This window comes from Sporichthya brevicatena (genome assembly GCF_039525035.1).
Classification (GTDB): Bacteria; Actinomycetota; Actinomycetes; order Sporichthyales; family Sporichthyaceae; genus Sporichthya; species Sporichthya brevicatena.
Genome location: NZ_BAAAHE010000008.1, coordinates 136,625 through 156,688 on the forward strand (window position 1 = coordinate 136,625; position 20,064 = coordinate 156,688).

The window sequence follows — 20,064 nt, forward strand, 5'->3', positions numbered from 1 at the left end:
CGGGACGTCATCCCGCAGGTTTGGGAACGGCCGCTACGGCACGGTGTGGGTCTCGACGCCGACGTAGGTGTCGAGACCGGGGCCACCGAAGCCCGTGTCCGTGCCGCGGCCGCCGGCGAGGTGGTCGTGGCCGCGGTTGCCGTAGAGCTTGTCGTTGCCGCGCCCACCGCTGAGGCGGTCTGCCCCGTTGCCGCCGCGCAGCGTGTCGTTGCCGCGCTGGCCGAACAGGCGGTCGCTGCCCGCTCCGCCGTACAGGACGTCGTCGCCGGCGCCGCCGTGGATGCGGTCGTTGCCCCCGCCGCCGCGGACGTTGTCGTTGCCGGCGCCGGCGCAGATCAGGTCGTCACCACCGCGACCGCGGATGACGTCGTTGCCGCCGAGGCCGACGATGACGTCGCGGCCGGCCGTCCCGATGAGGACGTCGTCACCCGGGGTGCCGACGATCGTGGCCTTCTCCCCGCGGCAGGTCGCCGTCGCGACCGGCGGCTTCGGCCCGACCGGGTCGGCACCGGCGAAGACCGCCACGGCCTCACCGCAGACGTTCGCACCGTCGAGCGCCTGCTGCCCACAGGTCGTGTTGTCGGACATGGCCGAGACGCGGTCCGAGGACTTCTGGCCGGTCCCGCCGTTCCGCGGCCCGGGGTCGCCGGCGGCCTTGACGTCGAGGGTGGACACGCTCTCGGCGTCGGTGGCGATCGCCAGCGGCCGGTAGTCGGCGGGGAAGGTGTCGAAATAGGCGTGGGCCGTGGCGCCCCAGCCCGGCAGGTCGGCCGGGGCCAGGCCCGGGAAGCTCGCGCCGGGGGTGCGGACCAGATGAACGTCGTTGCTGGTGGCCGCGAGGTGGCTCTGCACGGTGAAGCCCGTTCCGGCGGTGCTGAGCTTGTTCGCGATCGCCGTCCACGCCTCGGACTCGGTGAAGCAGGCCGGGCCGAAGTACAGGCCGGTGGCGCCCGCCTTCGCGCCGGCGAAGCGGATCGCGGCCTCGACGAAGCGCGCGGTGGGGGCGGTCGACGGGTTCCCCGGCTCGGTCGGGCCCTTGTTCTGGGCGTAGTGCCACGACGGGTCGAGGCCGGACAGGACGCGGTTGCCCGGGACGTCGTTGGCCGGCGTGGCGCCGAGCACGACCGGTGCCCAGGTGTCCACGTTGCCGACCGACTCGTCGAGGGCCGGGCCCGCCTCGCCGCACTCGTTGTCCCCGACGATCAGGAGTTGGTACCGCGCGAAGTGGGCGGCGCTCGTGCCCGCCCAGGTCTCGCCGTCGACGACGGTGACGTTGAAGCCGGCGCGCTCGGCGGCGTACTGCTCGAGGCTGATCGGCGTCCCGTTCTTGGTGATGCCGACATTGGTCGAGACCGTGCTGCCGTTGAGCAGCGCGGTCATCGGCAGGTAGCCCGGCGCCGCGGCGGTGGCGGCGGTCGAGTTCAGGGAAGTCAGCCCGGTGAGGGCGAGGACCCCGGCGGCGAACCCGATCAGGGCGCGGCCGGTTCGTGCTCGGTGCATGTGTGTTTCCTTCTGTGCAGTGGCCGGGCAGCGCCGTCCGGCGCGTGCCCGGGTGCGGGCCGAGTGCCACGCACGGTGAGGCCGACGACAGGACCCCCGTTGGCCCCCTGCGTCCCCCCGAGTGGGTGACGCTACGAACGTGCGCACCGTGGGTCGAGCAAAAGCCGCCGTTCGGGTCGCGCGTGTCGACCCAGCTTGATCAGGTAGAAATCCAGACAGGTCCGTCCGGCTCGACGAGGAGTCCAGATATGCACGAAGTACGCGCGGTCGTCGCCAAGAGCAAGGGTGCTCCGGTCTCGGTCGAGACGATCCTGGTTCCCGACCCCGGCCCCGGTGAGGCGCTGGTGAAGGTCGAGGCCTGCGGGGTCTGCCACACCGACCTGCACTACCGCGAGGGCGGCATCAACGACGACTTCCCGTTCCTGCTCGGCCACGAGGCCGCCGGCCGGGTCGAGGCCGTCGGCGCCGGCGTCACCGACCTGGCGCCGGGTGACTTCGTCATCCTGAACTGGCGTGCGGTGTGCGGCGAGTGCCGCTCCTGCAAGCGCGGCCGGCCCTGGTACTGCTTCGCCACGCACAACGCCAAGCAGAAGATGACGCTGGCCGACGGCACCGCGCTCTCGCCGGCGCTCGGCATCGGCGCGTTCGCGGAGAAGACGCTGGTCGCGGCGGGGCAGTGCACGAAGGTCGACCCGGCGGCTCCGGCCACCGCGGCGGGCCTGCTCGGCTGCGGCGTCATGGCCGGCATCGGTGCGGCCATCAACACCGGCAACGTCACGCGCGGGGACTCGGTCGCGGTCATCGGGTGCGGCGGTGTCGGCAACGCGGCGATCGCGGGTGCCCGCCTCGCCGGTGCGCGCAAGATCATCGCCGTCGACATCGACGACCGGAAGCTCGACATGGCCGTCAAGCTCGGTGCCACGCACACGGTGAACTCGAAGAGCACCGACGCGGTCGAGGGCATCCGCGCGGCGACCGAGGGCAACGGCGCGGACGTCGTCATCGAGGCCGTCGGCCGGCCCGAGACCTACAAGCAGGCCTTCTTCGGCCGCGACCTCGCCGGCACCGTCGTGCTCGTCGGCGTCCCGACGCCGGACATGGTCCTGGACCTGCCGATGATCGAGGTGTTCGGCCGCGGCGGTTCGCTCAAGTCGTCCTGGTACGGCGACTGCCTGCCTTCGCGCGACTTCCCGATGCTCATCGACCTGTACCTGCAGAAGCGCCTGGACCTCGACGCCTTCGTGTCCGAGACCATCGGCATCGACGACGTGGAGAAGGCCTTCGAGCGCATGCACCACGGCGACGTGCTCCGCTCGGTCGTAGTTTTCTGACGCACCGTCTGCCTCGCCACTCCGACTAAGGGATCCTTCTGATGGCCGCTCGCATCGAACGCCTCGTCACCTCCGGTCAGTTCACGCTCGACGGCGGGACCTGGGACGTGGACAACAACGTCTGGCTCGTCGGTGACGACCGCGAGGTGGTGGTGATCGACGCGGCGCACGACGCGGCGGCTATCGAGGAGGCCGTGGCCGGCCGGCGCCTGGTCGGGATCGTCTGCACCCACGCGCACAACGACCACGTCAACGCGGCAGCCGAACTCGCCGACAACACCGGGGCGCCGATCCTTCTGCACCCGGACGACGACGTGCTCTGGCGGATGGTCTACGCCGACCGCAAGCCCGACCGCACGCTGCACGGCGGCGACGTGATCACCGTCGCCGACACCGTGCTCGAAGTCATGCACACCCCGGGCCACGCGCCCGGGGCCGTGTGCCTCTACGCGCCGGAGCTCGGCGCGCTGTTCTCCGGCGACACGCTGTTCCAGGGCGGCCCCGGTGCGACCGGCCGCTCGTACAGCGACTTCGGCACGATCATCACCTCGATCCGCGACCAGCTGCTCGTCCTGCCGGGCGACGTCAAGGTCCACACCGGCCACGGCGAGGTCACCACGATCGGGGGAGAGGCCCCGCACCTCGACGAGTGGATCGCCCGGGGGCACTGATCCTCCGACGATCCCCCTGACGGTCCGTCAGGGGGCGGGCGTCTCGGCGGGGGTCGGATCGGGCGTCGGGACCGGGGTCGGGTCCGGCGTCGGGACCGGGGTCGGGTCCGGGGTCGGGGTCGGCAGCACGATGATCGGCGCCGGGGTCGGCGTGGGCGTCGGGGTCGGTTCCGGCGTCGTCAGCGGGTTCGGGGTCGGCGGCGGGCCGAGCGTCGGCGTCGTCGACGGCTCGATCGTCGCCTCCGGCGTCGGTGAGGGCGTGGGCGTCGGGGTGTCCGGCACGAACGGGATGCGGGTGCCGGGGGAGTCGTCGCTCTCCTGCATGACCGCCCAGCCGACACCGCCGGCGGCGAGCAGGGCGACCACCGCGAGCACGATCAGCAGCGGCTTGACCCGGTTGCGCTCGGCGGCGTGGCTGTACACCGGCATGGCCGCCGTGGGACCGGCCTCCGCGTAGATCGGGGGCGGGGGCGCGTAGCCCCCGCGCGGCGGCAGCGGCACCGGGCCGGGGAGCGGTCGCGTACCGGTGGCACCGCCGAGCCGGTCGGCGACCTCGGCCGCACTCGCCGGCCGCAGTTCGGGCTGCTTGGACAGCAACTGCATCACGAGGTCGTCGAGGTCCGGCGGCACCTCGGGCCGGCGGTCCGAGGGCCGGGCCGGGGCGTCGTTGAGGTGCCGGGTGAGGATCTCGACGGGGGAGTCGTCGTCGAACGGCGGACGGCCCGTCAGCAGCGTCATCAGCAGGCAGCCGAAGCCGTACAGGTCCGAGCGGGTGTCCGCGCGGCCGCCGGTGGCCTGCTCCGGCGCGAGGTAGGCGGCGCTGCCGATGATCGCGCCGTGCTCGGTCAGCGTGTGGTCGGCGACCGACCCGAGCGCGATGCCGAAGTCGACGAGCCGGCAGTTGCCGGAGGAGTCGATGACGAGGTTCGCGGGCTTGATGTCGCGGTGCACCACGCCGGCGTCGTGGACGGCCTGGAGCGCGGACGCGGCCTGGGTGCCGTAGCGGCGGACGCTCTCGATCGGGAGCGGGCCGTCCGCGCGCAGGAGCTCGGCGAGCGACGGCCCGGGCAGCAACTCCATGACCAGGTACGGCCGGTCGTTGTCGACGCCGTAGTCGTAGACGATGACGACGCCGGGGTGCCGGATCGAGGCCAGCGTGCGGGCCTCGCGGGAGAACCGCTCGACGGTCGCCGCGTCCTGGGTCTGGCGCAGGACCTTGATCGCGCAGAAGCGGTTCAGGCGCTCGTCGAACGCCTTCCAGACCTCACCCATCCCGCCGCGACCGAGCGTCTCGACGAAGCGGTAGCGGTTGGCGATGTGGCTCGGTGGGGTCGACACGGCAGGCATTCTTCCAATCCGCCCGCGGTGAGGTGGACACCGGCGCGATCTTGCTGCGGATTCTCTGGATCAGTTGCAGAAGTGGTCTGCTGGGGTCAAAGTGAATGGAGTTGCATACTGATACAGCACGTGAGTCCGGCCCCGCCCGGCCCACGCCCCGGAGGTCCGTCACATGCGTCCGTCTTTGCCCCGTTTCCTGTCCCATCCCGCGGCCCTGGTCGTCCCGGTCGCGGCCGCGACCGGGCTCGTCCTGGTCGTCTCCACGTCCGCGGCGGACGCGAAGGCCAAGAAGCCGGCCGACAAGACGGCGCCGGTGATCTCCTCGATGGCGATCAGCCCCTCGCCGCTGATCCTCGCGGTGAAGAGCGGGGGCAAGACCTCGTTCAAGGTGACGGTGCGGGCGAACGACGACACCGGCGTCGACCGCATCACGATCGGTCTCTACGACCCGAGCGACAAGAACGGCCGCGCCTACCGGCTCTCCCGCAGTTCGGGCACCGCCGCCTCCGGCGTGTGGACGGGGTCGCTGTCGTTGCCGAACAACGCCAAGACCGGCATGTACGCCGTGCGCGCGTTCGCGACCGATCTGTCGAGCAACTCGACCAACCCGGACCTCGTGTACACGAACTTCCGCGTGGTCAACAAGACGCGGCTGTCGAGCTTCAAGATCACCGTCGACTCGAAGACCGGCGCCATGACCGCGAGCGCGTTGCTCGAGCGGTTCCGGTCGGGCAAGTGGGAGCCGTTCACCGCGCGGGAGATCGCGCTGGAGTTCGCGGCGGCCGGGACCCAGGCCTACAAGCCGGTCACGACCGGGACGACCAACGACAAGGGTGTGGTCAGCTTCGACAAGGTGACCGCGAGCAAGTCCGGTTCCTGGCGGGTCGTCTTCGCCGGTCACCCGAACTACGGTCCGTCCGAGAAGGCGAAGGACGTCACCGTCAACCTGCCGGCCGCGTCGCCGACCCCCTCGCCGGCCGCTTCCCCGGCCGCGACCCCGGCCGCGACCCCGAAGGCCTGACCCACCCCCCAGGTGGTCAATAAAGGGTGACACCCCTTACTGCGCAGTAAGGGGTGTCACCCTTTCTTCGCAGCGGCGTCCTTACCTGGGGTAAGTTGGGTCTGTAGGTTTCGTGCCCCGCTCCGCAGGGAGGTAGGTCTGCGTGAGCGCCAGCCACCACCCCGGTCCGGACGGCCCCGCGCCGCGGCGGCGGATGCCGCGGGCCGAGCGCGAGGCCCTCATGCTCGACGTCGCGGAGCAGATCTTCGGCGAGCAGGGCTACCAGGCCTCGTCGATGGACGAGATCGCCGCGCGGGCGGGCGTCTCGAAGCCGATGCTCTACCACTACTACGGCTCGAAGGAGCGGCTGTTCCTTGCCTGCCTGCGGCGGGCGCGGGACGGGATGCGTGCCGCGATCCTCGAGGGCGTCGGTGGCGGATCACGCCCGGACGAGCAGCTCTACCTGGGCCTGGTGCACTGGTTCCGCTTCATCGACGCGCACCCCGCGCTCTGGACGATGATGGTCGACGAGGGGCTGCTCGAGTTCGGCCCGGCGGCCGAGGAGATCGAGTCGATCCGCTCCGAGCACACCGAGCTGATCGCGGCGCTGATCCTGGCGCAGGCCCCGCCCGGTCACGCGGACATGCTCGAGGTGGAGCTCGTCGCGGCGGCGATCAGCGGCGCCGGCGAGCGCATCACGCGCTGGCGGGCCCGGCGTCCCGACCTGACGCCCGAGCTGACCGCGCGCCATCTGATGCAACTGCTCTGGACCGGCATGTCCGGCATGGCCCGGGGCGAGGTCTGGGGACTGTGACCGTCCCGACATGATCGGGCCGGAACTCGACGACGTCGCCCGACGACCGGTCGGACGGGAGTGCCTGCATTCCGCCGTCGCGCACGCCCGCCGCCCCCAGATCTGTGGAAGGACGACCCCATGAACCGCCCCGCGTACCGGACCGCCGCGGCCGCCCTCGCCGCGTCGCTGCTGCTCGTGCTCGCCGCCTGCGGCGACGATGACGACGACGCGGCCCAGGACCCGACGCCCACCCCGGCTGCGACCGTGACGCCGTCGGCCTCCCCGTCGGCGGACGCCTCCGCGAGCCCCAGCGACTCCGCGAGCCCGAGTGCGTCCGCGGACGCCGAGGAGGGTCAGCGGATCGAGATCAACCTCGTGGACGGCAAGCCGACCGAGAAGGTCGGGCCGACGGTCTCGGTCGCGAAGGGCGAGAAGCTCACCCTCGTCATCACCTCGGACAAGGCGCAGGAGATCCACGTCCACGGCCTCGACGAGTACATCAAGGTCGGGGCCGGGGAGACCGTGACCAAGACCTTCACCGTCGACATCGCGGCCGGTTCGTACGAGGTCGAGGTCCACGACGGCTCGGTGCTGCTGTTCAAGCTGCAGGTCAAGTAAGTCGGCATGGGAACGCCCGCCCCGGGGGGCGCGACCGACGTGCTGCTCGCGCACGGCGTCGGATCGCGCCAGGATCTGCCGCTGCCCTTCGGGTACGCCCTCACCGGAGCCGTGCTCGCGCTCGCGGTGTCGTTCGGCGTGCTCGCGTTGCGCTGGCGGCAGTCGAAACTCACCGGGGCGGCGTCCGGCCGCGAGCTCCCCGGATCGCTCGGGGAGTTCGCGGACTCCAGTGAGCTGCGGTGGGCCCTGCGGCTGCTCGGCCTCGCGATCACCGGCTTCGTCGCCTGGTGCGCGATCGCGGGGCCGGACCTCGCGAAGAACCCGACCGCCGGGTTCGTCTACGTCCTCTTCTGGGTCGGCCTGGTGCCGGCGTCGCTGCTGTTCGGCCCGGTCTGGCGGCTGCTGAACCCGCTGCGGACGGTCCACCTGCTCGTCTGTCTGGCGCTTCGCCTCGACCCCCGCGACCCGCCCTTCACGATGCCGCGCTGGGTCGGGTACTGGCCCGCCGCTCTCGGCCTCGCGTCGTTCGTCTGGCTCGAGCTGTGCGCCAACGACCGCGACTCCACGGGCACGCTGACGACGTACTTCTCGCTCTACGCCGGTGCGAACCTGCTCGGCGCCATGGCCTACGGCCAGCAGTGGTTCGCCAAGTGCGACGGGTTCGAGGTGTTCTCCGCCCTGATCGGCCGCCTCGCCCCGCTCGGCCGGCGTGAGGACGGCGCGATCGTCCTGCGGAACCCGTTGAACAACCTCGACTCGACCCCCGAGGACCGCGGCCTCGTCGCCGTCCTCGGCGTCATGCTCGGGTCCACCGCCTTCGACTCGTTCACCTCGACGACCTGGTGGTACGACCGGACCTTTGAGTCGAACATGTCGCCGCAGACGCTCTCGACCATCGCGCTCGCGATCTCCATCGGTGGCGTCACCCTCGCGTTCGGCATCGCCTCCTGGCTCGCGGGTGTCCTGTCCCGCCGGGGCCCGCACGGCATCGCCACCGCGTTCTCCCACTCGCTGATCCCGATCGCGGTCGGCTATCTGATCGCGCACTACTTCTCGTTGCTGGTCTTCGTCGGCCAGCAGACCGTCATCTACGCCTCGGACCCGATGGTCGACGGCTCGAACCTGTTCGGCACCGCGAACTGGACCGTGAACTACGAGGTCGTGACGGTGGGTCAGATCGCCACGATCCAGGTGCTCGCGATCGTCGTCGGCCACGTCCTCGGCGTCTTCGCCGCCCACGACCGCTCGGTCCGCCTGTTCCCCACCCGCGCCGCGGTGATGGGGCAGATCCCGATGATGGTCCTGATGGTCGCCTACACGATCGGCGGACTCTCGCTGCTGTTCTCCGAGTAGCGCTCTGCACTGGAGAAGACATCTCTAGTGCAGGCAGCCGTGCACTAGAGATGTCATCTCCGGTGCGCGGAGGTCAGCGGGAGCGGCGGAGGCGGCGCGCGGGCTTGGCGGCCGGGGCGGCGGCGGGGGAGTCGGCCTGCATGGCGGCGAGGAGGTCCTCGCGAGCGCGGGCGACGCGGGAGCGGATCGTGCCGATCGGGACGCCGCAGGCGACGGCGGCCTCCTCGTAGGACAGGCCGTTGATTTGGGTGAGGACGAAGGCCGCGCGGCGGTCGGGGTCGAGACCGGCGACGAGGGTCTGCAGGCTGACGGCGTTGGCCGGGTCCGGGGACGCAGGGGCGATGCGGTCGGCGACGGTGGTGTCGGCGTCGAGACTCGCGGCGACGGCCGGGCTGCGGCCCTGCTTGCGGAAGTGGTCGACGGCGGCGCGGCGGGCGATCGAGAGCAGCCACACGCGGGCGGGGACGTCGCCGCGGTAGGTGCGGACACCGCGCAGGGCGCGCAGGAACGTCTCCTGCGTCAGGTCGTCGGCGTGCTCGCGGTCGACGAGGTAGGCCACGTACCGCCAGACGTCCGCCTGGGTCGCGCGGACGAAGGCCGTGATCGCGTCGGCGTCGCCGCGGCCCGCCGAGAGGGCGTGGGCGGTGATCTCGTCGTCGCGCATGAGTGGGGGCCTCCTGAGCTGCGTACGTTGCCGACCCTATTCGGCGCATGTAAGCGCTCGGTTTCCAGAGTGTCGCGATTTGTTTCCAAAGTTAGTTGGTCGAGATTATGCCCTGAGGGGCCGCTGCGCCGAAATTTCCCGGGCGGCTCCGGGAACTGGCCCGGTCGGGCCGGCGACTCCTTCGACATGGACTGCGAGCGCTGGCGCACCGCCCTCTCGGCGCGGCTCGACTCCGAGTCGCTCGGGGTGGACGAGGCGCTGCTCGACGCCCACCTGGCCACGTGCTCGGCGTGCTGCGACCACGCCGAAGCGTTGGCCGCACTCCACCGGAGTCTCCGGCTGCGACCGGCCGACGACGTTCCGGATCTCACCTCCTCGATCCTGGCCGCCGCGGCCGCCGACCCCCGCCGCCGGCGGGTCTCCCCGACGCTCCTGCTGCGTTGGGTGCTGGTCGTCATCGCGGCGGTCGAGATCGGTCTGGCCTCGCCGGACCTGCTCGGGCGCTGGCACACCGGCAGCGAGCTCGGTACGTGGAGCATCGCGGTCGGGGCCGGCTTCCTCTCGGTCGCGATGAAGCCGGCGCGGGCGGCCGCGCTGGTGCCGATGCTGGGCATCGCCGGCCTGCTGACCGCACTGGTGACGACTCGTCACCTCCTGGACGGCGTCGCCCAGCTCTCGGACGAGTGGCCGCACGGCCTCGTGCTGGCCGGGGTGGTTGTGCTCGTGGCGATCTCCCGCCTCGAGCGGACCGCGGACCACCCCGGCCCACGGTCGGCCGACACCGTCGGAGCGGACGGACGTCCGGCCCGGGTCCGGCGGGCGGCATGAGACCGGCCCCACTCGGGGCGGGCGGCAGGCGCAACCGGCGCCTCGCCGCCCTGTTGCTTTTTCTGCTGACGTGGTTCTCGATCGGCGTGGGGGCCGCCGGCCCGGCCGCGGCGCACGCCGAGCTCGCGTCCTCCAGTCCCGCCTCCGGAGCGGCGCTCGACACCGCGCCCGAGGAGCTCACGCTGCGCTTCACCGAGTCGATCACCCAGGTGCCGGGCGCGATGAAGCTGATCGCCGCCGACGGCACCGAGGCGCCCCTCGGACGGACCGTCGTCGAGGGGAACACCCTCCGTGTCCCGGTCCCGGGTCCCTTGCCCGACGCCGGTTACGTCTTCGTCTACCGCGTCATCTCGGCGGACTCCCACCCCATCGCGGGTGCGATCACCTTCACCCTCGGCGAGACCGCGACGGCCGCGTCCGCCGACCGCGTCGCGGAGGCCGTGGGCGGCGGCGGGGACTCCGTCGTCTCCGCCCTGGCCGGCGTCAACCGCTGGGCCGGGTACGCCGGGGTGATCCTGCTGCTGGGCGTGCCCGCCTTCGTCGTGCTCTGCCGGCGCGAGAGTGCGAGCGACCCCGTCCTGCGGGGCCTGACGGCCACCGGTGGCGGGCTGATCCTGCTCACCACGCTCGCGAGCCTGCCGCTGCAGTCGGCCCGCAGCGTCGGCGGTGGGCTGGCCGACGGGTTCGACGAGATCGACACCGTCCTCGACACCACCTACGGCGAGGCGGCGCTCGCCCGCCTCGCGCTCCTCGTCGTCGCGGGTGCCGGTCTGCTGCTCGCGCGCCGTTCGCCCGTCGCCCTGGCCGTCGCGGGCCTCGCCGGGTTCGGGGTGTTGCTCACCTACGCCCGCTCCGGTCACCCGGCGGTCGGGGAGTACCCGTGGGCGACGACGACGCTCGACGCCGTGCACTTCGGTGCCGTCGCCCTCTGGGTCGGCGGCCTGCTCGTGCTCGCCGTCCATCTGCTGCCCCGCCCGCCCGCGGACTGCGCGGCCGTCCTGGCCCGCTGGTCGCCGGTGGCGATGAACGCGGTCGGCGTGCTCGCGGTCGCCGGCAGCATCCAGGCCTGGCGCGAGCTGCGGTCGGTCGAGGCCCTCTACGACACCGAGTACGGCCGCTGGGTGCTGGCCAAGGCCGCGGGGCTCGTGCTGCTCCTCCTCGCCGCCGAGTACGGGCGGCGCCGGGTCCGGGCGATGGCGGCCGCCGCTCCGGCCCCGCTCGTCAGCGCCTCCCTCGGGGCCGCGCTCGCCGAGCGTCCCGACGCGGACGTCCGGACGCTGCGCCGCTCCGTCGCCCTTGAGCTCGGTCTCGCCGGCGCCGTCCTCGCCGCGACCTCCGCGCTCGTCGTCACCACTCCCGGCGGCGGGCACGCGGAGCACGGCGAGGACCACTTCACCAACCACGTCGTCGGGGCCCACGGGGACCACGACCCGGCAGGCCACGGAGCGCAGGGCTCCGAATCCCCGGTGGCGGGTCCGGTGTCCGCCTCGATCGAACTCCCCAACGACGTCCGCGTGGAGGTGGTCGCCGACCCGGCGCGCGCGGGCTCCGCGGTCCTCACGCTCACCGTCCGCTCGCTGGACGGCGAGCTCGTCGACCCGCCCGAGGTCAACGTCACCGCCGCCCTGCCGTCCGGGGGCATCGCCCCCATCACCCTCTCGCCCGTCCGGGCGGAGCCCGGTCGCTTCACCGTGGACGCGACGCCGATGCTCCTGGCCGGAACCTGGAAGATCACCGTCACCGTTCGCACCACCGAGACCGACGCCGGCGTCGGCTCGGTGGAGATTCCGCTGGCCCCCGCCTGATCACGCACCACTGCAGAAAGAGAACCCACGATGCGACGAGTCCTCACCACCGCCGCCCTCGCCCTCGCCGGCTTCGCCGCGGCCGCGCTCCCCGCCGCCGCGCACGTCTCCGTCCAGCCGGGCACGGCCCAGCAGGGCGGCTACGCGACGCTGACCTTCAAGGTGCCGAACGAGCGGGACAACGCCGGCACGACCAAGCTCGAGGTCGAGTTCCCCGCCGACCAGCCCCTGGCGAGCGTGTCGTACCAGCCGAAGCCGGGCTGGACGGTGGCGGTCGAGAAGGCCGCGACGGACCAGCCGCTGTCGGTGCACGGTGAGGAGGTCTCCGAGCGCGTCGCGAAGGTGACCTGGACCGCCGCGCAGGGCACCCGCATCGCCCCCGGCGAGTTCGACGTCTTCCCGATCAGCGTCGGCCCGCTCCCGACCGCCGACAAGATGGTGTTCAAGGCGCTGCAGACCTACGAGGGCGGCGAGGTCGTCCGTTGGATCGAGGAGGCCGCCGAGGGCTCCACGGAGGAGCCGGAGAAGCCCGCGCCCGTCCTCACCCTGACCCCGGCCGGCTCCACCGGCGCCGCGGCGGGCGACACCGCCAAGATCGACGAGGTCAAGGCCACCGCCGAGGAGGCCAAGACGGTCGCGCTCGAGGCCCGAACTGCGGCGAGCGAGGTCGAGGACGGTCCGTCCAACGGTCAGGTCAACGCCGCGATCGGGCTCGCGATCGCGGGCATCGTCCTCGCGCTGATCGCCGGGGGCATCGGCGGCATGGCGCTCGGTCGGCGAAGCAACTCCTCGTCGGTCCCGCCGGCGTTCTGACGGACCGTCGGGTCAGGACAGGGCGGGGATCCGGACCCGGAACGTCGCGCCCCGGCCGGGGGCGGAGTCGACGGTGACGTCGCCACCGTGCGCGGCGACGAGCGCGGCGACGATGGACAGACCGAGACCGGTTCCTCCCGTGCTCCGCGCACGGGAGGAGTCGGTCCGGTAGAAGCGCTCGAAGACCCGGTCCCGCTCCTCCTCGGAGAGCCCGGGCCCGGAGTCGGCGACCTCGAGGACCGCCCAGTGCCGGCCGTCGATCACCTCGGCGCCGACCCCGACCCGGACCGGGGTGCCGGGCGGGGTGTGGGTGCAGGCGTTGGAGACGAGGTTGTCCGCGATCTGCCGCAGCCGGCCCTCGTCGCCGATCACCCCGGGCGGCTCGTCGCCGTTGAGCATGCCGACCTCGATCGGGCGGTCCGGGTCCGCGGCGCGGGCCGCGTGGACGGCGTCGGTCGCGACCGTCACGAGATCGACCGGCTCCTGGCGCAGCGGCCGCTGCTGGTCGAGGCGGGCGAGCAGCAGGAGATCCTCGACGAGCAGGCCCATACGGGTCGCCTCGTCCTCGATCCGGCGCAGCAGCGAGGGCATCTGCTCCGGCCCGGCCGCCCCCTGGCGGTAGAGCTCGGCGAAGCCCCGGATCGACGTCAGCGGCGTCCGGAGCTCGTGGCTCGCGTCGGTGACGAACTGCCGCATCCGCTTCTCCGACGTGCGCGCCTCGGCGGCTGCGCTCTCGCGCTCGCGGACCGCGGACTCGATCTGCGTGAGCATGCCGTTGACCGCGGCCGAGAGCTGGCCGACCTCGGTGCGGTGGGGGTGGTCGGGGACACGGCGGGAGAGGTCGCCGGCGGCGATCGCCAGCGCCGTGGTCTCGACCTCGCGGAGCGGGCGCAGGCTGCTGCGCACGATCGCGTACGCCAGCACCGCGACGAGGGTGAGCACGGAGAGCCCGACCGCGATCAGGATGCGCGTCAGCCGGGACACGGTGATGTCGACCTCGTTGAGGCTGACGGCGACCATCAGGCTGCCCGTGCCGTCGGGCAGCGGGGTCAGCAGCGCGCGCCAGTCGGGTTGATTGCCGCCGAGGGCTTCGACGTCGAAGGGTGCCCCGGCCTTGGCCTCGGCCTCGGCCAGGCGGACCGGCTTCAGCCGGGGGGCCGCGCCGGGCGCCTCGAACTGGGCGTTCTCGCGGCGCAGCTCGTTGCCCTCGGCGTCCCAGGTGATGAGGAAGTACGGGTTGGGCAGGCGGGGCAACGTCAGCGCCGAGGTGGCGGGCGCCGGCACCGGCTGGCTCATGTACGGCATCGCCGTGTTCGTGTAGAGCTCGAGCCGGTTGTCGAGCCGGTCGACGAGGTAGTCCCGGAGGACCGCGGTCGCGGTCGCGCCGGTGATGCCGACGGCCGCCGTGGTGAGGACCAGCAGCGCGGCCATCAGCTTGACCCGGAGCGGTACCTGCGCGGACAGGCCGCGCAGCCGGGCCCGGGGACTCACCTCGTCTCCGCCACGGACGTCGTCCTCACGGAGCCGGGCTCAGTGCCGATGGTGAGCTCGCTGCGCTCGCTCACGACGGGGGCAGGCGCAGGACGTAACCCACGCCGCGCAACGTGTGCAGCAGGCGCGGTTCCACGGTGTCGATCTTGCGACGCAGGTACGACACGTAGGACTCCACGATGTTCACTTCGCCGTTGAAGTCGTAGTTCCACACGTGGTCCAGGATCTGGGCCTTCGACAGCACCCGGCGCGGGTTGGTCATGAAGTAGCGCAGGAGCTTGAACTCCGTGGGCGACAGCATGACGCTCTGCCCGGCCCGCCACACCTCGTGGGTCTCGGTGTCGAGCTCGAGGTCGGCGAAGACCAGCCGCGGCGGCGCCGCCGGCTCCGGGCGTGCGGTCCGGCGCAGCACGGCCCGGATGCGGGCGATGACCTCGTCGAGGCTGAACGGCTTGGTCACGTAGTCGTCGCCGCCGAGCGTGAGGCCGGAGATCCGGTCCTCGGTCGCGTCCCGGGCGGTCAGGAAGACGACCGGCACCGTCGAGCCCTGTGCCCGCAGCTTCTTCACGACGCCGAAGCCGGAGATGTCCGGCATCATCACGTCGAGGACGAGCAGGTCGGGGTCGAAGGTGCCGACGGCCTCGAGAGCCTCCTCGCCGTTCCGGGCGGTCGCGACCTCGAACCCGGCGTAGCGCAGCGACGTGCTCAGGAGCTCGACGATGTTCTCCTCGTCGTCCACCACCAGCAAACGCTGCGGGCCGTCCTCGTCGCTCATGGTTTCCCTTCCGCGATCGACTGCAGGATCCATCTCATGTGGTGGAACTGAACGTTTCCTGGGAGATCCCCGGGACACCCTGTCCGCGCGGCCAAATCATTCGGCGTGTTACTTAGGTAACCTCAGTTTTCATGCGGGACGTCCTCGACGAGATCCGGCGCTGGTACGACGCCGGTGAGTCATTTGCCCTGGCCACGGTCGTGAACATCTCCAAGAGCGCCCCGCGCCAACCCGGCGCCGCGATGGCGATCTCGGCCGGTGGCGAGGCCGTCGGCAGTGTGTCCGGCGGGTGCGTCGAGGGCGCCGTGTACGAGCTCGGCCAGGAGATCCTGGGCTCGGGCACGCCGGCCTTCCAGACCTACGGCTACTCCGACGACGACGCGTTCGCGGTCGGTCTGACCTGCGGCGGGATCATCGACATGTTCGTCGAGCGGGTCTCGCCCACCGAGTACCCGGAGTTCCCCGAGGTCGTCGCCGCCATCGACGCGGACGAACCGATCGCGGTGGCCACCGTCGTCTACGGCCCCGGCCAGGTCGGCGCCCGGATGATCATCTGGCCGGACCGCCACAGCGGCTCGCTCGGCTCCGAGCGCCTCGACGCCGCCGTCCTCGACGACGGCCGCGGCCAGCTCTCGCAGGGTCGTTCGGGTCTGCTCCGCTACGGCGCGGACGGCGAGCGGCTCGGCATCGAGCTCGCGGTCTTCGTGCAGTCGTTCTCCCCGGCTCCGCGGATGCTGGTCTTCGGTGCGATCGACTTCGCCGCCGCGGTCACCCGCGCCGGCAAGTTCCTCGGCTACCACGTGACCGTGTGTGACGCCCGGCCCGTGTTCGCCACCGCGAAGCGGTTCAAGGAGGCCGACGAGGTCGTCGTCGAGTGGCCCCATCGGTACCTGGAGGCGCAACTCGCCGCCGGCAAGGTCGACGAGCGGACCGTCATCTGCGTCCTCACGCACGACCCGAAGTTCGACGTCCCCGTCCTCAAGCTCGCGCTGCGGACCGACGCCGCCTACATCGGTGCGATGGGCTCACGCCGGACCCACGAGGACCGGCTCGCGCGGCTGCGCGCCGAGGGGGTCACCGAGGACGAGATCGCCCGGCTGTACTCCCCGATCGGGCTGGACATCGGCGCCCGGACCCCGGAAGAGACTGCGATCTCCATCGCCGCCGAGATGATCAGTAAGCGCTGGGGCGGCACGGGCAAAGAGCTCCGCCAGGTCGAGGGCGCGATCCACCGCGAGTCCCTCGCCGTCGACGCCTGACCCGGCCGGGCGGTCCTACCGGCGGATGCTCGGGACGACGTTGACGGCGTCCCAGGTCGCCGCGACCGCGGTGGCCTCGGCGCTGCGGGGGCCGTGGAGGTCCTCGGCGGCCTTGAGGGTCGCGGTGCGGGCGTCGAAGTAGTCCGTCGCGCTGGTGAAGTAGAGCGTGAGCGCGCGGTACCAGATCTCGGCGGCCTTCTCGCGGCCGATGCCGGCCAAGCGCTCGTCGTTGCACGTCGGGCTGCGGTACTCGACGCCGAGGATGCTCTTGGCCTTGCTGCCCTCGGCGAGCAGGTAGAAGAAGTGGTTCCCGATCCCGGCGGCGTCGTGGACGCCGAGGTTCTGCACCTTGGCTGACCAGCAGTCAGGTGACGACTTGTCGAGGCTCGGCCGGTACATGTAGCGGATCGCCTGCGGGGTGGTCCGCCGCTGCGGCATCTCGCCCACGAGGTAGTCGCCGACGTCCTTCGAGTTCCGCGCGTAGAACTCGATCATCGTGCCGAAGATGTCGCTGGTCGCCTCGTTGAGACCACCGGCCTCGCCGCTGTTCATCAGCGCGGCCGTCCGCGAGGTCAGGCCGTGGGTGATCTCGTGGCCGGCGATGTCGAGCGAGACCAGGGCGCCCAGTTCCTTGCCGTCGCCGTCACCGAAGGTCATGCACCGGCAGTTGTCGTTCCAGAACGCGTTCGCGTAGTTGTTGCCGTAGTGCACCCGGCTGTAGACCCCGACGCCGTCGTTGGCGTTGCCGAGGCGGTTGTGCACCTTCGCGAAGTAGTCCCACGTGGTCGCGGCGCCGTACTGCGCGTCGACCGCGACGGTCTGGCGGTCCAGGACGCTGCCGTTGCCCCAGTCGTTGTCCGCGTCGGTGAACGTCTTGCCGGGTGCGGTCGAGGTGCACAGCGGCAGCAGGATCGGCAGGCAGTCGTCGGTGCGGTTGTCGACGTCCCCGACGTAGTTGCCGCCGCGGGTCAGGTCGCGCAGCTCGTAGGCGTCCGTGTTCAGGACGGTGCTCAGCGGCACCCGGCCGGAGTAGAGCGAGGACCCGACGCCGTCGGCGGTGTGGATCTCCTCGTCGACGAGGCGGACCTTCCCGGTCGCCGCGTCGACGTAGGTGTGGCGCAACGAGGGCGTGCCGTCCGCCTGGGTGCCGGCGGTGAGGACGTCCCACGCGAGCGCGGGTGAGGTGGCGTCAGTTCCGGAGCGCGACGCGGCCCGTGTCGTCACCGCGTCGACGACCAGCGTCGGTGCGGTCACCGGGACCAGGCCGGCGATCCCGCGGGTGGTGGCGAGGACGGTCGCGGTCGCCGTCGCCGGGCTGACCGCGGGCGTCAGGTCGAGAGAGATCGGGGACCGGAAGGTCGCACTGGCGCCGTTCCACGCGCCGTCGGCGGTGCGGTGGACGACGAGGTCGCCGCCCAGGACGGGCAGGCCGGCGTACGTGCGGTGCAGACGGACGTGGCTCGCGCCGGACGCCTCCGTCACGACGTCGGTGACGATCACGCCGTGCGCGGGCCCGAGGTCCTGGTCGCCACCCCGCCCGAAACCAAGACCGCCGCCGTGCGCACGAAGCGCATCGACGGCGGCGGTGACGGTGTCCGAGCGGAGCTGCTCCGCCGGGCCCAAGGTCGTGGATCCGGACGCGGAGGAGGCTGACCCCAGCCCCGCTCCGGCGGTGGTGACCACCAGGGCGCCCAACAGCGCCCACGATGCGGTGCGGAACCGTCCCCTGGTCATCGCAGCCCCCCGGCCTGGACTGGGCTCATCCTGGACCATGATGACGGCTCCCGGGGGCATTCCGGTTAAATCGCCCGCCCGGTGTGGAACGAGCTGATGTCGTAGTACCCCGCCGCGCCCGGCGCACGCAACTAGGCAGCGGCCCCCGGCTGCGCGGGGCGGAGCCCGGTGAGCGACGGCAGGTGCTCGGCCAGCGCCCGGTACACGCCCGGGTTGACCGTCATGCCGCAGTGGCTGCCGTCGACCTCGACGTGCTGGGCGGCCGGGTCCTGCGCCGCCTTGAAGTCGATGATTCCGTCGGAGCGGGAGTACACCGACAGGAACGGGATGTGCGCCGGGAACGGCCCGGCCAGTTCCGCGCGGGAGTCGGCCGCGCACTCGCCGTGGACGCAGTCCGCGTTCATCAGCTTCTTCAGGCCGGCGCGGTTCAGTGCGGACAGCAGCGCGACGTCCGCGAGCAGCAGCTTGTGACTGGCCGTCGGGGCGAGCAGCGGGCTGCCCAGCGTGACGACGCCGTTGACCAGCTCGGGCCGGCGCATCGCGATCGTCTTCGCGTAGATGCCGCCGAGGCTGTGACCGATCAGGGTGATCGGGCGGTTCTCGTGCAGGGCGGCGATCTCCACCCGGCGCGTCAGGCGGTCCAGGGTGTTCCGCGAGCACTCCACGTTCAGCCGGACCTGCGAGCGCAGCGGGGCGTAGCCCGCGCGGCGCAGCCAGCGGGAGAGCAGGCTCATCGAGTAGTCGCCGCTCATGAAGCCGGGGAGCAGCAGAACCGGGCGGTGCTCGCCGTGCGGCGTGCCCGGGTCGGTCCAGATCGGGTCACGCAGCAGGGTGCGGCCCTCGGCGACCGTGCGGCGCTCGTCCAGCAGGGCGCGGGTGCCGCGCGGGCCGGCGAAGCCTTCGGGGCACAGGAGCGTGCCGAAGCCGGTCGGGATACGGCTCACGAACTTCATCGCGGCCTCCTTGCGGTCGGGCGGTGGTGCCGGGGCGGTGCGTGGTGGAGCTGAGACGCGGGAGAGAACGGACACGTTCCCGTAATTTGGAGGCTAGGTCACCGAGCGTGAATCGGCGCCGGGAAGCGAGCATTTTTCGGGGAAACTTGTGGGGCCTCTGGGGAGCAGAGTGTCCGGAAGGGGGAGTTTGTCCGTGGCGCCGACTACAGCGCGTGTCAACGGGATCGAGCTCTGTTACGAGGAGTTCGGGAAGCCCACCGATCCGACCGTCCTGCTGATCATGGGGCTGGGCGGCCCGATGTTCTGGTGGGAGGACGACTTCTGCGCCGATCTGGCCGGGCGCGGCTTCCGCGTCGTCCGCTTCGACAACCGGGACTGCGGGCGCTCCACCGGCGGCACCGCGCCGGCCCGGCTCGTCCCCGCCTACCTGCGCCGCGTCGCCCCGGAGTACACGCTGGAGGACATGGCCGCCGACGCGGCCGGCCTGCTCCGCCACCTCGGCGTCGAGCGCGCGCACGTCGTCGGCGTCTCGATGGGCGGGATGATCGCCCAGGTGCTCGCAATCCGGCACCCGGAGCTCGTCCGCTCGCTCGTGTCGATGATGTCGACGACGGGCTCCCGCAAGGTCGGCCGCATCTCGGCCAAGGTGCTGGTCTCCATGTTCCGCACGATCCCCGAGGGGGAGGACGCGTACGTCGCGCGCAACCTGGAGGGATTCAGGCGCATCGGCTCGCCCGCGTACTACCGGTCCAACCTCGAGCGTCAGACCGCCCGTGCGCGCCGGACCTACGCCTACGGCCTCAATCCGGCCGGGACGATGCGTCAGTTCGCCGCGATCGTCTCCGCCCCCGACCGGACCGCCGACCTGGCCCGGATCCGCGTCCCCACCACCGTCATCCACGGCACCGCCGACCCGCTGGTGCACGTGTCCGGTGGGAAGGCCACCGCCCGCGCGATCCCGGGCGCCGAGCTCGTGCTCATTCCGGGCATGGGCCACGACATGCCGCGCGAACTGTGGCCTGTCCTACTCGACGCGATCGACCGAACCGCCGCCCGCGCGGTGTGATTGCAGCGGGTTTGTCCGGGTTACGACCCATCAGATCGCACGGACACCGCCATTCGGGGTTGCCCTGAA

At 72.0% G+C, this 20,064-nt stretch carries 18 protein-coding genes; 11 read left to right on the forward strand and 7 right to left on the reverse strand.

The features are described 5' to 3' along the window. Positions 1 to 33 precede the first annotated feature (33 nt). Positions 34 to 1,500: a calcium-binding protein gene (locus tag ABD401_RS05855; RefSeq protein WP_344602580.1), complete on the reverse strand. Its 1,467-nt coding sequence runs from the start codon at positions 1,498 to 1,500 to the stop codon at positions 34 to 36. A gap of 248 nt (positions 1,501 to 1,748) precedes the next feature. Here ABD401_RS05855 and ABD401_RS05860 point away from each other — a divergent pair, with 248 nt between their 5' ends. Both ABD401_RS05860 and ABD401_RS05865 read left to right on the forward strand, forming a co-directional pair. Further along, positions 1,749 to 2,831, forward strand: coding sequence for an S-(hydroxymethyl)mycothiol dehydrogenase (locus tag ABD401_RS05860; RefSeq protein ID WP_344602582.1), 1,083 nt, complete (start codon positions 1,749 to 1,751; stop codon positions 2,829 to 2,831). Positions 2,832 to 2,872: 41 nt separating this feature from the next. Then, the gene (locus ABD401_RS05865) at positions 2,873 to 3,502 is read left to right on the forward strand and encodes an MBL fold metallo-hydrolase (protein ID WP_344602584.1); all 630 of its coding nucleotides are present in this window, start codon (positions 2,873 to 2,875) and stop codon (positions 3,500 to 3,502) included. Between the two features lie 27 nt (positions 3,503 to 3,529). On the opposite strand, the gene ABD401_RS05870 is transcribed toward ABD401_RS05865, so the two are convergent. Continuing rightward, on the reverse strand, positions 3,530 to 4,840 hold the full coding sequence (locus ABD401_RS05870; RefSeq protein ID WP_344602586.1) for a serine/threonine-protein kinase: 1,311 nt from the start codon (positions 4,838 to 4,840) through the stop codon (positions 3,530 to 3,532). A 172-nt stretch (positions 4,841 to 5,012) separates the two neighbouring features. On the opposite strand from ABD401_RS05870, the gene ABD401_RS05875 reads away from it, so the two are divergent. The 4 genes from ABD401_RS05875 to ABD401_RS05890 all read left to right on the forward strand — a co-directional run bounded on the left by ABD401_RS05875 (position 5,013) and on the right by ABD401_RS05890 (position 8,607). Then, positions 5,013 to 5,861 (forward strand): hypothetical protein, encoded by an 849-nt coding sequence (locus ABD401_RS05875; RefSeq protein WP_344602588.1) that lies wholly within the window; start codon positions 5,013 to 5,015, stop codon positions 5,859 to 5,861. A 142-nt stretch (positions 5,862 to 6,003) separates the two neighbouring features. After that, on the forward strand, positions 6,004 to 6,654 hold the full coding sequence (locus ABD401_RS05880) for a TetR/AcrR family transcriptional regulator (RefSeq protein ID WP_344602590.1): 651 nt from the start codon (positions 6,004 to 6,006) through the stop codon (positions 6,652 to 6,654). 120 nt (positions 6,655 to 6,774) lie between these two features. After that, a complete protein-coding gene (locus tag ABD401_RS05885; protein WP_344602592.1) occupies positions 6,775 to 7,254 on the forward strand; it encodes a hypothetical protein in 480 nt (159 codons plus the stop codon). A gap of 6 nt (positions 7,255 to 7,260) precedes the next feature. Then, entirely contained in the window at positions 7,261 to 8,607 is a 1,347-nt protein-coding gene (locus ABD401_RS05890) for a hypothetical protein (RefSeq protein ID WP_344602594.1), read from the forward strand. 73 nt (positions 8,608 to 8,680) lie between these two features. Here ABD401_RS05890 and ABD401_RS05895 read toward each other — a convergent pair whose 3' ends face one another. Then, entirely contained in the window at positions 8,681 to 9,271 is a 591-nt protein-coding gene (locus ABD401_RS05895; protein WP_344602596.1) for a sigma-70 family RNA polymerase sigma factor, read from the reverse strand. 186 nt (positions 9,272 to 9,457) lie between these two features. On the opposite strand from ABD401_RS05895, the gene ABD401_RS05900 reads away from it, so the two are divergent. From ABD401_RS05900 to ABD401_RS05910, 3 genes are read left to right on the forward strand one after another with little or no spacing between them, the layout of a single operon-like run. Beyond that, positions 9,458 to 10,099, forward strand: a complete 642-nt coding sequence (locus ABD401_RS05900) for a zf-HC2 domain-containing protein (RefSeq protein WP_344602599.1) — start codon at positions 9,458 to 9,460, stop codon at positions 10,097 to 10,099. Beyond that, entirely contained in the window at positions 10,096 to 11,904 is a 1,809-nt protein-coding gene (locus ABD401_RS05905; RefSeq protein WP_344602601.1) for a copper resistance CopC/CopD family protein, read from the forward strand. The genes ABD401_RS05900 and ABD401_RS05905 overlap by 4 nt, the downstream gene beginning before the upstream one ends. 30 nt (positions 11,905 to 11,934) lie before the next feature. Further along, complete coding sequence (locus tag ABD401_RS05910; protein WP_344602603.1) at positions 11,935 to 12,717, forward strand: YcnI family protein; 783 nt, start codon at positions 11,935 to 11,937, stop codon at positions 12,715 to 12,717. 12 nt (positions 12,718 to 12,729) lie between these two features. On the opposite strand, the gene ABD401_RS05915 is transcribed toward ABD401_RS05910, so the two are convergent. Beyond that, positions 12,730 to 14,208: a sensor histidine kinase gene (locus ABD401_RS05915; RefSeq protein ID WP_425566068.1), complete on the reverse strand. Its 1,479-nt coding sequence runs from the start codon at positions 14,206 to 14,208 to the stop codon at positions 12,730 to 12,732. Positions 14,209 to 14,278: 70 nt separating this feature from the next. Then, positions 14,279 to 14,983, reverse strand: coding sequence for a response regulator transcription factor (locus ABD401_RS05920; RefSeq protein WP_344602605.1), 705 nt, complete (start codon positions 14,981 to 14,983; stop codon positions 14,279 to 14,281). 131 nt (positions 14,984 to 15,114) lie between these two features. Between ABD401_RS05920 and ABD401_RS05925 the strand changes: the two genes are divergently transcribed. Further along, positions 15,115 to 16,242 carry an XdhC family protein gene (locus ABD401_RS05925; RefSeq protein WP_344602607.1) on the forward strand — a complete coding sequence of 376 codons (1,128 nt, stop codon included), beginning with the start codon at positions 15,115 to 15,117 and terminating at the stop codon, positions 16,240 to 16,242. 15 nt (positions 16,243 to 16,257) lie between these two features. On the opposite strand, the gene ABD401_RS05930 is transcribed toward ABD401_RS05925, so the two are convergent. After that, positions 16,258 to 17,976 (reverse strand): M4 family metallopeptidase, encoded by a 1,719-nt coding sequence (locus ABD401_RS05930; protein WP_344602610.1) that lies wholly within the window; start codon positions 17,974 to 17,976, stop codon positions 16,258 to 16,260. A 131-nt stretch (positions 17,977 to 18,107) separates the two neighbouring features. Next, positions 18,108 to 18,929 (reverse strand): PGAP1-like alpha/beta domain-containing protein, encoded by an 822-nt coding sequence (locus ABD401_RS05935; protein ID WP_344602612.1) that lies wholly within the window; start codon positions 18,927 to 18,929, stop codon positions 18,108 to 18,110. A 193-nt stretch (positions 18,930 to 19,122) separates the two neighbouring features. Between ABD401_RS05935 and ABD401_RS05940 the strand changes: the two genes are divergently transcribed. After that, entirely contained in the window at positions 19,123 to 19,995 is an 873-nt protein-coding gene (locus ABD401_RS05940) for an alpha/beta fold hydrolase (RefSeq protein ID WP_344602614.1), read from the forward strand. The last annotated feature ends 69 nt before the right edge of the window (positions 19,996 to 20,064 follow it).